Consider the following 12839-nt stretch of genomic DNA (forward strand, 5'->3'; position numbering starts at 1 on the left):
GCCCGCTGGCAAAGATCCGTCTGTTAATCATGGTTTCGTGTCGTTTGGCAGTTACTCACAGGATACCGCGCGGACGCAGCGGCGCTCAAGCCCCTGAAAGGACAGGTTATCGTGAATTCTCCGTTAGGGTTCCCTGCCTTGACCTTTGCGGATACCTCCCCATGCATGGACAAAAACACCCTCCGCGCATTGCCCCTCATGTTGCTCGCCATGGCGCTGATCCCGGCGGGTGATGCAGCCGGCAAGGTACTCACACAAGCGGGGGCTGCCCCGGTCTTTGTGGCGTGGAGTCGCTTTGCCCTTGGCGCGCTGATGATCGCGCCCTTCGCGCTCAACGCCCTCGCACCTCGACTCTTTCTCGACTGGCGCGTCTGGCTGCGCGCACTCTTCATCGTGGGCGGCATCACCTCGATCCTGACGGCACTCAGGACCGAGCCCATCGCCAACGTCTTCGGCGCATTCTTCGTAGGGCCCATCATCTCATGGCTCCTGTCTGTCTGGCTTTTGCGCGAACCGTTCTCGGCCCTCCGCCTTGGCCTGGTCTGCCTCGGGTTTGTTGGCGTCATCCTCGTCGTGAAACCGGGCTTCGGCATGACGCCCGGCCTCGGATTTGCGGTGCTCGCGGGGCTTTTCTATGGCGCCTACCTGGTGATGAGCCGCTGGATCGGCGGCATTGCACGTCCCCGCGCGTTACTCCTGTCGCAACTGGCCATTGGCGCGCTTGTCCTCGCGCCCCTCGGCCTCACCGCCATTCCGCCCCTAACACCAGAAATCGCGGGGCTGACCTTCGCCTCTGCCTTCTGCTCCATGGCCGGAAATTTCTTGCTCATCCTCGCCTATCGCCGGGCCGAGGCCAGCCGCATGGCGCCCTTTGTCTACACCCAACTGATCTGGGCGACGGTCTTCGGCGCGTTTTTCTTCGGCGACTTTCCAGACTCTATCGCCCTCGGAGGTCTCGCCATCCTGCTGATCTCCGGACTTGCGGGCCTGGTCGGCAAGCGGACCTAACCCCATTCCCCGCGCGCGCGGATCGCCGATGAGGAGACATCTCGCATCGGCACATTGAGGAAACACCAGGCTGGCGCCTCCGCCCGCCCCAACAGGCGCGCGGCACTCGCCGGTAGTTTCGCATCCCGATAACGTTGTGCGGCCACGCTGGTCCGTGCCGAAATCCGCTGCCCAGGCCGCGCCAGCACGCCAATCGGCACATGCTCCATGATCCAGTCCCAGTGCTGCCAGCGATGGAATTGCGCCAGATTATCCGCGCCCATCAGCCAGACAAATCGAACACCGGGGTAAAGCGCCTGCAAGGCGCCAAGCGTCTCCGCCGTATACCGTGTCCCGATCAGCGCCTCGATATCAGTCGCCATAACGCGGGGATGCCGGATCACCCCGCGTGCCGCCGCCATCCGCCGCTCCAACGGGGCAGGGCCATGCGCTTTCAACGGATTCCCAGGCGAAACCAACCACCAAACCCGATCCAGCCCGAACCGCTTCAACGCCTCTCGGCTGACATGCACATGCCCCTCGTGCGGCGGATCAAAAGACCCGCCGAACAGGCCAATCACCTGGCCGGGCATCGCAAAGGGCATCTCATGGCGCATCACGCGCGCTCTCCCACGAAAAACGCGCGCCTTGATGGGGCGGCAGGGCGGGCCTGTCAATCAACCACGCCCCACCGCCCCAAAGCTATAACAGCCTGAAGGGATCCCGCGTGGGCGGGTCACCGGTCCGCTGCTGCACCTTTCGATGATGCGGCGGCAGGCCGACATCACGCCGCAGATAATCGGGGATATCCGTATCCTTGGGCTTGATCTGCGTTTCGTCAAAGGGCCGGATCAGCCAACCTTGGAACCGGCGCAACAGGGTCAGGGGGTTGAAACGTGCTTTCGTCTGCATGGGTCTTTCCTTTTGTAGGGAAAGCCGCCGCACGAAGGGACAGACAGATTGCGATTTGGGTAGAGATACCGAAGCAAAAAGAAAGGCCGCGTCGCGGGCGGCCTGTGGGATGGATTGTCAGAACAACCCGTCTCTTGGCCGCGCCCTAGGGGGCGAGTGCTACGCCCACCGGGCGCATTCCAAAGAGACAAGAGATAGCCATGACAGGCTCCTTCCGGGTTTCGGTAACGCTCGCATAACAAGGCCCGGCAGAGTCGGTCCACAAAAAAATCGTGTCGGCTTGTGATCGGCGGATGCTCACCATCTCACGCGCGAATAGGGCTTAAGTAAAGTTCTAAGAAGAAATTCGGATGCTGCATCAACCTGTTAACCGTTGCTTGGCGCGACTGCGCTTACGGTGCCGAACAAGGTGTTAGAGCAGGTCGGAATCCGTGCAAGCGATTGAGAATTTTTTTGGCGGTTTCAACTTTGCGGAGTCCGTGGCCACCCAATGGCTCAGTGTGTTTGTCGCAGTGGAAAGCGCCCTGGTTGTTCTTTTATTGATTACCTTTGCACTCCTGCGCACCAAGATCACGGCCGCCCGAAGAGCGCAGATTGCGTTGGAGGAAATCGAAAAAGCACTTGATGATGTTGCAGCAGACGAAGCGATCTTTCGGGCCGTTGCACAGCACGCCAATGACGGCCTGCTTTATCAGGATATGGAAGCCCGCATTATCTGGGCCAACAGTTCGTATTGCCGAACCATGGGCTATGACCTTGAAGAGATTGTGGGCCGCAAGCCCCAGGAATTCTGTTTTCCCCCGCAACAAAAACCCTCACGAAAACAGATCGAAGCCTTTCGCTTTGACCCAAATGACGACACGTTCAAAACCTTTCATCGCCATCCCAATATTCGGAAGAACGGAGAGCGCTTCTGGCACGAATTCAGTCAGGCTGTTGTTGAGCCTAGGCCGGGCGAGCAACGTGTTGTTCTTGTGTCCCGAGATGTCACCCAGCAAGTCCAACGCGAGTCCGAGTTGGAAGATGCCAAGACCTTCCTGACCCATGCCGCCGACCACGATGCGCTGACAGGCTTGCTGAACCGCGCAGCGTTTTTGCGCCGTGCGGATGAGGTGTTGGGTCGCCCAAGCGCGCGGGATCGCCAAATGGGTCTCATTTGCATCGACCTCGATCACTTCAAGGCGATCAACGACAGCAATGGCCACGCCGTTGGTGACCAAATCCTCATCCACGTCGCTGAAGCCATGAAGGCTGCCGGGAGTGGCGACGCGATCAACTGTCGTATGGGTGGCGATGAATTTGTCATGGCCATTCCCGGCATCGCCGATTTTGACACACTTCAGGTGCTGGCGGACAATTTGCTGGAACGTATCCGCACCCCAATCGACGTTTATGAAACGACTCTGACATGCAACGCCTCCATCGGCCTCGCCTTGGGGGAGGGCGCCCCGATCACCGCCGAAGACCTGATACGCTCCGCCGATTTCGCCCTCTACGAGGCCAAAGTACCCGGCGCACCGTCCATTGCGCGTTATGACGCCGACCTGCACGAGCGTCAGGTGCACGAGAATGCGATGATGGAAGAGTTCGTCGATGCGCTCGACAATGATGGGATCACCTTCCAGCATCAGCCCATCCTCGACGGCCGCACTGGCAAGATCCGTTCCTTTGAGACCCTGGCCCGATGGACCCGCACCAATGGTGAAAGAGTGCCCCCGGACCGTTTCCTTCCCTTCGCCGCCCGCATCAATCGGATGACTGATGTCGATTTCGCCGCAGTCCGCGCCACCGCCTCGCTCGTGGCTGATCTCAGGGCCCGCGGCCACAAGATACTGGGCGCCTTCAACACCTCGTCCGAGGCTTTGGCCCACCCCGACTTCCTTACTCGGCTGGAGGAGGAGGCGCGGATCGCCAACCTCTCCCCCGACCACATGATCGCCGAGGTTCTGGAGACGACCTTCTTCGGCGCCGACACCACGGACAGCGTCGCCGCCGCCCGCATCAACCAACTGCGTGAGAAGGGCTACACCGTCTATCTCGACGATTTCGGCGTCGGCTATGCCGGCCTCGCCCATCTTGGCCAACTCAATGTCAGCGGCGTCAAACTCGACCGCAGCCTGATCGCCAACGTCACGTCCGAACGCTCCGCCCGCATCATCACCACATCCATTCTGCGCCTGTGCCACACCCTCGGCGTCGGCACGCTTGCCGAAGGCATAGAAACCCGCGAACAAGCCGAATTTCTCCTCAAACACGGCTGCTACCGCCTGCAAGGCTTCGGTATTGCCCGACCCATGTCACGCGCGGCGCTAATCGACTTCGTGGAACAAGGGGCCGAAATCACGATCCTGTCCGAGCATGACCGCTTCGCCCAAAGCGCCTGACGCCTCGCACCCCACCGCATTGCCCATCCCCGCGCGCCCTACTATGCAGGGCCAAACGAATTCCACACGCGGAGCGGACCCATGGCAGCCTATCAATACGTCTATCACATGGATGGTGTCTCAAAGACCTATCCCGGCGGCAAGAAATGCTTCGAAAACATCCGCCTGTCGTTCCTGCCCGGCGTGAAAATCGGCGTCGTCGGCGTGAACGGCGCGGGCAAATCAACGCTGATGAAAATCATGGCCGGCCTCGACAAGGACTTCACCGGCGAAGCATGGGCCGCCGAGGGCGCCAAGGTCGGCTACCTTCCACAGGAGCCGCAACTCGACGAAACCCTCTCCGTCCGCGATAACGTCATGCTCGGCGTCGCTGAAAAGAAAGCCAAGCTCGACCGCTTCAACGAACTGGCCATGAACTATTCCGACGAGACCGCCGATGAAATGGCCGCCCTCCAGGATGAGATCGACTCCCACAACCTCTGGGACCTCGACAGCCAGATCGATGTCGCCATGGAAGCCCTCCGCTGCCCCCCCGATGACGCACCGGTTGAGACCCTTTCCGGTGGCGAACGCCGCCGCGTCGCGCTCTGCAAACTCCTCCTCGAAGCGCCCGACATGCTGCTGCTCGACGAGCCCACCAACCACCTCGACGCCGAAACCATCGCATGGCTTCAGCAGCACCTGATCGACTACAAGGGTACCATCCTGATCGTCACCCACGACCGCTACTTCCTCGACGACATCACCGGCTGGATCCTCGAACTCGACCGCGGCCGCGGCATCCCTTACGAGGGCAACTACTCCGCCTGGCTCGAACAGAAGGCCAAGCGGCTTGAGCAAGAAGCGCGCGAAGACAAATCCCGCCAGAAGACCCTCGAACGCGAGCTCGAATGGATCCGCCAGGGCGCCAAGGCCCGTCAGGCCAAGCAAAAGGCCCGGATCAACGCCTATGAAGATCTGGCCGCACAGTCCGAGCGCGAAAAACTCACCCGCGCCCAGATCGTCATACCCAACGGCCCCCGCCTCGGCTCCAAGGTGATCGAGGTCAACAACCTCAAGAAGGGCTACGGCGACCGCCTCCTGATCGAAGACCTTACCTTCGCGCTGCCTCCCGGCGGCATCGTCGGCGTCATCGGCCCCAATGGCGCAGGCAAATCCACGCTCTTCCGCATGCTCACCGGGCAGGAACAGCCCGACGATGGCACGCTGGAATACGGCGACACGGTTGACCTCTCCTATGTCGACCAAAGCCGCGACGCCCTGAACCCCGACGCCACCGTGTGGGAGGAGATCACTGGCGGCGCCGAGATCATCGAACTGGGCGACGCCCAAATCAACTCCCGCGCCTATTGCTCCACCTTCAACTTCAAGGGCGGCGATCAGCAGAAGAAGGTCGGCCTGCTATCCGGCGGCGAACGCAACCGCGTCCACATGGCGAAACTGCTGAAATCGGGCGGTAACGTTCTGCTGCTCGACGAGCCCACCAACGACCTCGACGTCGAAACCCTCCGCGCCCTCGAAGACGCGCTCAGCGACTTCGCCGGCTGCGCCGTCATCATCTCCCACGACCGGTTTTTCCTCGACCGCCTGTGCACGCACATCCTCGCGTTCGAAGGCGAGGCCCATGTCGAATGGTTCGAAGGCGATTTCTCGGCTTACGAGGAAGACAAGAAGCGGCGGCTTGGCCCGGACGCGCTCGAGCCGAAGCGGTTGAAGCACAAGAAGTTTGTGCGGTGACAGTCGCCAACGGCGACTGTCACAGTGCGCTAAAGCGGGTTTGATCCTCAAACCCGCGGGCGGCACCCGGTTGATTTGAAGAGAATTTGCAATCGCAGCCGCCAATGTGGAATGCGACAGCCAAAGCGTGTTCGACTGAAAGAAAGTCAACTGGGAACAGCTGCTATGCAAAGCCTATTTGCCGATACACTGAATTGGATGGATGATCGCCTCTATTGGCTCGAAAAGCTCATTCCACAACCAACCAAGATACGGATTGAGGGGGCGGTCGCCTATCGGTACCCAGAAAAGACTCCGCAAATCGCATTGGTTCTGCGGCTTGCTCGCATCGTCAGCGGCCTTCGGGCATCTACTTACCTTTGGTCAGCCGGGTTGCTGCAAGAGCAGGCGGCGATATGCCGAATGGTCAACGAATTTCAGGACGACGTCACTTTCCTAACGTTGGCGCAACTCGAAGAGGAGCAACCACCGCTCTTGCATCGTTTCTTGGAAGCGTTTTTCGCAGAAGAAAATTCCGCTAAAAATTTCCGATCAGGGGTCCGAGTGAAGGGACACGATACGCCCAACCGGAAGAATATCTTAAACTATATCTCGCAACACCCGGCCAGTGGGGGCGACCCGTTTACAGGAAGCAATGCGAGTCTTGCTCTTAGTTTTGCGATTTCCGGTTATGTACATGGCAGTGCTGAGCACATTGTTGAAATGTTTGACCCCGCAAAAAGACGCCTCGTTACAAACGTGTGGCCTGAAAATCCTTTTTGCCCAGCTCATGAAAGGGATCTACGGAATTACTTTTATCGCGGGGTACTTGCGTTTGGATTTGCCGGAGTGGCCTTAAACGATGATAGCACAAAATCGAGTGTGCTAGACTTCAGAAAACTCTATGAGGATTCTGAAGGCAATCCCGTGGGTTTGTAGTCGCTTAGCTAGGGGTTCCCGCCATCGACGGGCCTGGGCGCGGCGATCCGAACCTCAGTTCATGGCACTTTATCCCAGCCACCCCACCACTCCCCATCAACGAAGCACCAAGCCCAACCAAATCGCCGGGCCCGGGGTAGGCCCGTCGATGGCGGGGCCGCTGCGCGGCTGTTAACCGGCCTTGGCGCGGCCAAATGAACGTTGCGATTGCACACCGAACTACATCAACTACGCTGACCGGATGCGCATCCTCACCCCATTCCTCCTCGCCCTGACCCTCACCCACCCGGCCCACGCCGAAACCCCCACCCTCGCCGACGACATCAACGCCCTCAACGAGGCGCTCCAGATCCTCTTCACCGACCCCGACGCCAGCATCACGGAACAGACCGGCGAGAACCCCGACCTCAGCATCTCCCTCCGCGCCCAGTCCGGCGCATGGAGCACCGACGATGCGCCCCTCACCGACGGCCGCCTCTCCCTCCCCGTCGATACCCTCATCGCCCTGCAAATCATGGCGATGGACCTGATCTACGACATGTCCTTCCCGCAACTGGCGCTGGAATTCGAGGCCATCCCCGGCCGGATGGAGGTCGTCTACATCCGCTTCACCCAGACCGGCCAATATGCCGGGAACTGTGCCCATACCTGCGGCTCCGCGGGCGCGCCTTTGGTGTTCGATGTGCACGATTGAGGCGCAACCCACCCGAAAAACGGCTGGCAAATCCTTACCAAACTCTTAGCAAAATCCCGTAATTATAATAAAAACAGCTACTTAACCCCAGGTTGCAACCTTGAAACCCCCTCGGCTCCATTCCGCCGATCGGTCTCATTTCCCTTGCTTTCCCGCCCGATCCGCCCCATATCAGCCTCGCGACCGTTACCGCATCTCGTCCGCTGTCTCCTCTACCAAGGCCTCAGTCTCGATCTGCTACCCAACTGACGCCATACCGCCGCATGCACGCGGGCGGGTTTAAACTTGAGGAGATACACAGATGGCCAACGGCACTGTGAAATGGTTCAACACCACCAAAGGCTTCGGCTTCATCGCACCGGAAGAAGGCGGCAAGGACGTGTTTGTGCACATCTCTGCTGTTGAGCGTTCCGGCCTGACCGGCCTCGCCGACAACCAGAAGGTCACCTACGACCTGGAAGCCGGCCGTGATGGCCGCGAGAGCGCGGTTAACCTGACGCTCGTCTAAGCCACAGGCTTTGAACCAAAAGCATGGCGCGCCCGATCCCGGACGCGCCTTTTTTTGTGCCTGAGCTTCAGTCTTCCAGCACAAACGTGACTTTCAGAGTCACCCGGTATTCGTCGATCTTGCCGTCCTTCACCGTCACCTTCTGGTCCTGAACCCACGCCCCCTGCACGCCTTTCAGCGTTTTGCAGGCACGGTCGATTCCTTTTTCGGTGGCATCCTCAAAGCTCTTCTTCGACGACGCGATGATTTCGGTCACTCGGGCTACGCTCATGTCTCTCTCCCTTGGTCATTTCCCGGGGGATTCGAGCCCCCAAGTGCGACTTTAGCATGCGTGCGCCAAATCCCGCGCAATCGTGCACGCATAGGCCATTCTTCGCCAAGCACCTGAAAATAGGGGAGGAAGCCGCACCGGATATCCAATATCAGCGCGCCGATATTGTGTGGCGGAAGCGGACGGGTCGATCCTGTGGGCATTCGAAACACAACCCATTGGATCAAAGATATGAAACGCCCCGCACAGCCCCGCCGCCCCGCCAATCCAATCCCTGGACGCCCCGCACCCATCCCGTTCAAATTCACGGACTGGGCCGCCATCTGAAGCCGCGTTCACGGACCTACACATGGCTGTCAAGTCAGTGGAACACCCACAGACTCTTTAACCTTTCGGACTTATATTGAAGGATGAAAGGAGCCGTGCCATGACACCGCGTCACACAACACCGAAGCAACAGCGCAAGCCGCGTCCAACCCCGTATCGCTTCACGGATTGGGCTGCGATCTAAAGCGGCTGAACGTCTTGCGGGTTCAAACGCTGGACTTTCCCAGCGAATAGCCGCGTGGTGGGCCGCATATTCAGGTTAGCGTTCCAAAGGCACGCTCAGAACCTGACGGAGATCACCAAGGCCACTGCTGAGATCATCGCCGCCCAGAGCGTGAAAATCATCGCCATGCGTCCGAAAAGGAGCCATTCGCGCACATCCTCGTCGTCGCTGATACGCTCAATCGATGTGCCCTGGATCATCTTATCCATGCGAGACTTCATCTTTTCTTCCATGCTGGCCATGCCACGTCTCCAAAATTCACTACTGAGGCAACCGTAGGGCATGTTCCCCCGGTTTCCAGCCCAAAGCCGCGATCTTTCGCGTTGCTTGCCCCCAGTTCTCCGCTAACCTTCTTTCAAATTACCCGCATAGGAGCCCCCTGAACCATGCGTAAGCTCTTTACCGCTCTGGCCGCGTTCGCCACTGTCGTGACCCTTGGCCCCGCCGCTCAGGCACAGGATGCCCGCGAAACGGAATTCGTGATGGGTTTGATGGAGCAGATGAACAGGCTTTCCGTTACCTTCAACCGGGAAGTCTGCGGGTTCATTCTGCAAGACAATGAAGGCAATTATTCCTCGACCAAGGCGTCGTGGGGCGGGGAGGCTAGCTGCGCGTCGATGCCGCTTGAACCTGGGATGCGCGCGGTTTCTTCCTGGCACACCCATGCGGCCTGGGGCCGTGGATATGATGGGGAAGTTCCGTCGATCCAGGACGTTGAAGGCGATATGCGATTTGGCGTGAACGGTTGGGTCGGCACGCCCGGCGGGCGCCTTTGGTACGTCAACGGCACGACCGGGACGATGACGCAGGTCTGTGGCCGTAGTTGTCTGCCTGAGGATCCAAATTTCTTCCCGGAAGAGCATGGGCCGGTGGCTGAGACCTACACGCTCGATGGCCTCTATACGCGGTTCGGGCGGTCGCGTTGAACGCGGATACGATGTCTGTGCAAGGTTGCACACGAGGGTTAAATATCTGATCGAAAACGAAGAAGCCGATCTTGTTTACTTTTCAATAACCAAGATCGGCCTCTCGGTGCCTACTCCGCCGCGTCGAGATATTCCTCCACCGGTGGGCAGGTGCAAACGAGGTTTCGGTCGCCGGCCACATTGTCCACGCGGTTGACCGGCGGCCAGTATTTGTCGACCCGGAATGCACCGGGCGGGAAACAGCCCTGTTCGCGGCTATAGGCGCGGTCCCAATCGCGGATCAGGTCCTCCATCGTGTGCGGTGCGTGGTGCAGAGGGCTGGCCTCTGCCGCCATATTCCCGCCCTCGATATCCGCAATCTCGGCGCGGATGGCCTGCATCGCCGTGATGAAGCGGTCCAACTCGGCCTTCGTTTCCGACTCCGTCGGTTCCACCATCAGCGTTCCGGCAACGGGCCAGCTCATCGTCGGAGCGTGGAAGCCATGGTCCATCAGGCGCTTGGCGATATCATCGACGGTCACGCCAGCCTCGGCAAAGGGGCGGGTGTCGAGGATGCACTCATGCGCCACGCGGCCCGTCCGGCCTTTGAACAGAACGTCATAGTCCCGCTCCAGCCGCTTCGCGATGTAGTTGCCATTCAGGATCGCAACCTTTGTGGCCTGCGTGATGCCTTCGCCGCCCATCAGATGGATGTAGGCGTAGGAAATCGGCAGGATCGAAGCCGAACCGTAAGGCGCGGCGCTCACTGGCCCTTCGGAGCCGCCGCTTTCCGGGTGGCCTGGAAGATGCGGGGCCAAATGCGCCTTCACACCGATGGGGCCCATGCCCGGCCCGCCGCCCCCGTGGGGGATGCAGAAGGTCTTGTGCAGGTTGAGGTGGCTGACGTCCGATCCCAGATCGCCCGGCTTCGACAGGCCGACCATAGCGTTCAAGTTGGCCCCGTCGAGGTAGACCTGCCCGCCGAATTCATGGGTGATGTCGCAGACTTCGCGCACTGTCTCTTCGAACACGCCATGGGTGGAGGGGTAGGTGATCATGCATGCGGCAAGGTTATCGCCCGCCGCCTCCGCCTTGGCACGGAAATCCTCTAGGTCGATATCGCCGTTCTCAGCGGCCTTCACCACGACAACCTGCATCCCCGCCATCTGCGCCGAAGCAGGGTTGGTGCCGTGGGCGCTAAGCGGGATCAGGCAGATATTGCGGTGCCCATCGTCATTGGCGCGGTGGTAGGCGGCAATGGTCAGAAGACCGGCATATTCGCCCTGTGCGCCCGAGTTCGGCTGCATCGACATGGCGTCATAGCCGGTGATGTCACACAGCTTTGCCGATAGATCCTCCAGCATCTCCGCATAGCCTTCGGCCTGATCGGCAGGGGCGAAGGGGTGCAGGCCGCCGAATTCAGGCCATGTGATCGGCATCATCTCGACTGCTGCATTGAGCTTCATGGTGCAGGAGCCGAGCGGGATCATCGCGCGGTCCAGCGCCAGATCGCGGTCCGACAGGCGGCGCATGTAGCGCATCATCTCGGACTCGGCGCGGTTCATGTGAAAGATCGGATGGGTGAGGTAGTCGGACGTGCGCAAAAGCGCATCCGGGATCGCAGGTGTGCGGGTGTCGGGCGCGACGAGCACGCCGAAGGCTCGACAGACGGCCTCGATATGGGCGTCCGTGGTGGTTTCATCCACGCTGATCCCGATCCGGTCGCTGCCCACGTCACGCAGGTTGATGCCCCGGGCCACGGCGGCGGCCATGATGCGCGATTGCTTGTGGCCGACATGCACGGTGAGCGTGTCGAAGAAGTTGTCATTCTCGGGCGCATAGCCACCCGCCTTCAGCGAGGCTGCCAGCCGCGTTGTGCGCAAGTGCACCTGTTCCGCAATCGCGCGCAGTCCCTTCGGCCCGTGGAAGACGGCATAGAAGCTGGCCATGACGGCCAGCAGGGCCTGCGCCGTACAGACGTTGGACGTCGCCTTTTCGCGGCGAATGTGCTGCTCGCGGGTTTGGAGCGACAGGCGGAAGGCTTTTTGGCCGTGGCTGTCGACGCTGACGCCGACGATCCGGCCCGGCATGTTGCGCTTATAGGCGTCGCGGCAGGCCATGAAAGCGGCATGGGGTCCGCCATAGCCAAGCGGCACGCCAAAACGTTGCGCGGACCCAACGGCGATATCTGCATCCATGGCGCCAGGTTCTTGTATAAGAGTGAGCGCCAGTAGATCGGTGGCGAGGATGGCCAGTGCCTTCGCGTCGTGCAGGGCCGCAATGGTCGCGCTCGGGTCGGTCAGTTGGCCATAGGTGCCGGGATATTGCAGGACCGCGCCGAAGACGGAGGTGGGGTCGAGCGTATCGACCTGCCCCACATCGACACGAATTCCCAAAGGTGCCGCGCGCGTTTCGATCACGGCGATGGTCTGCGGATGACAATTTTCATCCACGAAGAAGCCGTCCGCTTTCGATTTCGCAACCCGCTTGGCCATCACCATCGCCTCAGCCGCCGCTGTGGCCTCGTCCAGTAGGGAAGCGTTGGCAACGGGCAGGCCGGTCAGATCGGCTACCAAGGTCTGGAAGTTCAACAGCGCCTCAAGCCGCCCCTGCGCAATCTCGGGCTGGTAGGGGGTGTAGGCGGTGTACCAAGCGGGGTTTTCAAGCACGTTGCGCTGGATCGCAGGCGGGGTGTGGGTGTTGTAGTAGCCCTGCCCGATCATCGAGGTCATCGGTTTGTTCTTCGTCGCCAGTCCGCGCATGTGCTCAAGCAGCGCGGCCTCGGACAAGGCGGGCCAATCGAGCGGGGCCTCCTGACGGATCGCGGCTGGGACCGTCTCGTCGATTAGCGCATCAAGGCTTTCCGCCCCAACGGCTTGCAACATATCCTCCATCTCGGCAGGTGAAGGCCCGATATGGCGGCGGTTTGCGAAATCGGTCGGGTTGTAGTCGATTGTCGTCCAGGGCATAGGG

General features: G+C 60.4%; 12 protein-coding genes. 7 read left to right on the forward strand and 5 right to left on the reverse strand.

The window, feature by feature from the left end; all coding sequences use genetic code 11:
* Window positions 1–165: 165 nt before the first annotated feature.
* A complete protein-coding gene (locus tag V8J81_RS01115; RefSeq protein ID WP_368473911.1) occupies window positions 166–1008 on the forward strand; it encodes a DMT family transporter in 843 nt (280 codons plus the stop codon).
* On the opposite strand, the gene V8J81_RS01120 is transcribed toward V8J81_RS01115, so the two are convergent.
* On the reverse strand, window positions 1005–1604 hold the full coding sequence (locus V8J81_RS01120) for a nicotinate-nucleotide adenylyltransferase (RefSeq protein ID WP_368473912.1): 600 nt from the start codon (window positions 1602–1604) through the stop codon (window positions 1005–1007). The genes V8J81_RS01115 and V8J81_RS01120 overlap by 4 nt on opposite strands.
* Before the next feature lie 85 nt (window positions 1605–1689).
* Window positions 1690–1899 carry a hypothetical protein gene (locus V8J81_RS01125; RefSeq protein ID WP_368473913.1) on the reverse strand — a complete coding sequence of 70 codons (210 nt, stop codon included), beginning with the start codon at window positions 1897–1899 and terminating at the stop codon, window positions 1690–1692.
* Window positions 1900–2438: 539 nt separating this feature from the next.
* On the opposite strand from V8J81_RS01125, the gene V8J81_RS01130 reads away from it, so the two are divergent.
* From V8J81_RS01130 to V8J81_RS01150, 5 genes are all read left to right on the forward strand, one after another.
* The gene (locus V8J81_RS01130; RefSeq protein WP_368473914.1) at window positions 2439–4283 is read left to right on the forward strand and encodes a putative bifunctional diguanylate cyclase/phosphodiesterase; all 1845 of its coding nucleotides are present in this window, start codon (window positions 2439–2441) and stop codon (window positions 4281–4283) included.
* Window positions 4284–4364: 81 nt separating this feature from the next.
* Window positions 4365–6020, forward strand: a complete 1656-nt coding sequence (gene ettA, locus V8J81_RS01135) for an energy-dependent translational throttle protein EttA (RefSeq protein ID WP_368473915.1) — start codon at window positions 4365–4367, stop codon at window positions 6018–6020.
* A 111-nt stretch (window positions 6021–6131) separates the two neighbouring features.
* Window positions 6132–6938, forward strand: coding sequence for a hypothetical protein (locus V8J81_RS01140; protein ID WP_368473916.1), 807 nt, complete (start codon window positions 6132–6134; stop codon window positions 6936–6938).
* 241 nt (window positions 6939–7179) lie between these two features.
* Window positions 7180–7632, forward strand: a complete 453-nt coding sequence (locus tag V8J81_RS01145; protein WP_368473917.1) for a hypothetical protein — start codon at window positions 7180–7182, stop codon at window positions 7630–7632.
* A gap of 301 nt (window positions 7633–7933) precedes the next feature.
* Complete coding sequence (locus tag V8J81_RS01150) at window positions 7934–8140, forward strand: cold-shock protein (protein WP_368473918.1); 207 nt, start codon at window positions 7934–7936, stop codon at window positions 8138–8140.
* 67 nt (window positions 8141–8207) lie between these two features.
* Here the strand turns inward: V8J81_RS01150 and V8J81_RS01155 are convergent, their stop codons facing one another.
* Both V8J81_RS01155 and V8J81_RS01160 read right to left on the reverse strand, forming a co-directional pair.
* Window positions 8208–8411: a dodecin family protein gene (locus V8J81_RS01155; RefSeq protein ID WP_368473919.1), complete on the reverse strand. Its 204-nt coding sequence runs from the start codon at window positions 8409–8411 to the stop codon at window positions 8208–8210.
* 606 nt (window positions 8412–9017) lie between these two features.
* Window positions 9018–9203, reverse strand: coding sequence for a hypothetical protein (locus V8J81_RS01160; protein WP_368473920.1), 186 nt, complete (start codon window positions 9201–9203; stop codon window positions 9018–9020).
* A 144-nt stretch (window positions 9204–9347) separates the two neighbouring features.
* On the opposite strand from V8J81_RS01160, the gene V8J81_RS01165 reads away from it, so the two are divergent.
* Window positions 9348–9887 carry a DUF4329 domain-containing protein gene (locus tag V8J81_RS01165; RefSeq protein WP_368473921.1) on the forward strand — a complete coding sequence of 180 codons (540 nt, stop codon included), beginning with the start codon at window positions 9348–9350 and terminating at the stop codon, window positions 9885–9887.
* 110 nt (window positions 9888–9997) lie between these two features.
* Here V8J81_RS01165 and gcvP read toward each other — a convergent pair whose 3' ends face one another.
* Entirely contained in the window at window positions 9998–12835 is a 2838-nt protein-coding gene (gene gcvP, locus V8J81_RS01170) for an aminomethyl-transferring glycine dehydrogenase (RefSeq protein WP_368473922.1), read from the reverse strand.
* Between the last annotated feature and the right edge of the window lie 4 nt (window positions 12836–12839).

Source organism: Gymnodinialimonas sp. 202GB13-11, assembly GCF_040932485.1.
Classification (GTDB): Bacteria; Pseudomonadota; Alphaproteobacteria; order Rhodobacterales; family Rhodobacteraceae; genus Gymnodinialimonas; species Gymnodinialimonas hymeniacidonis.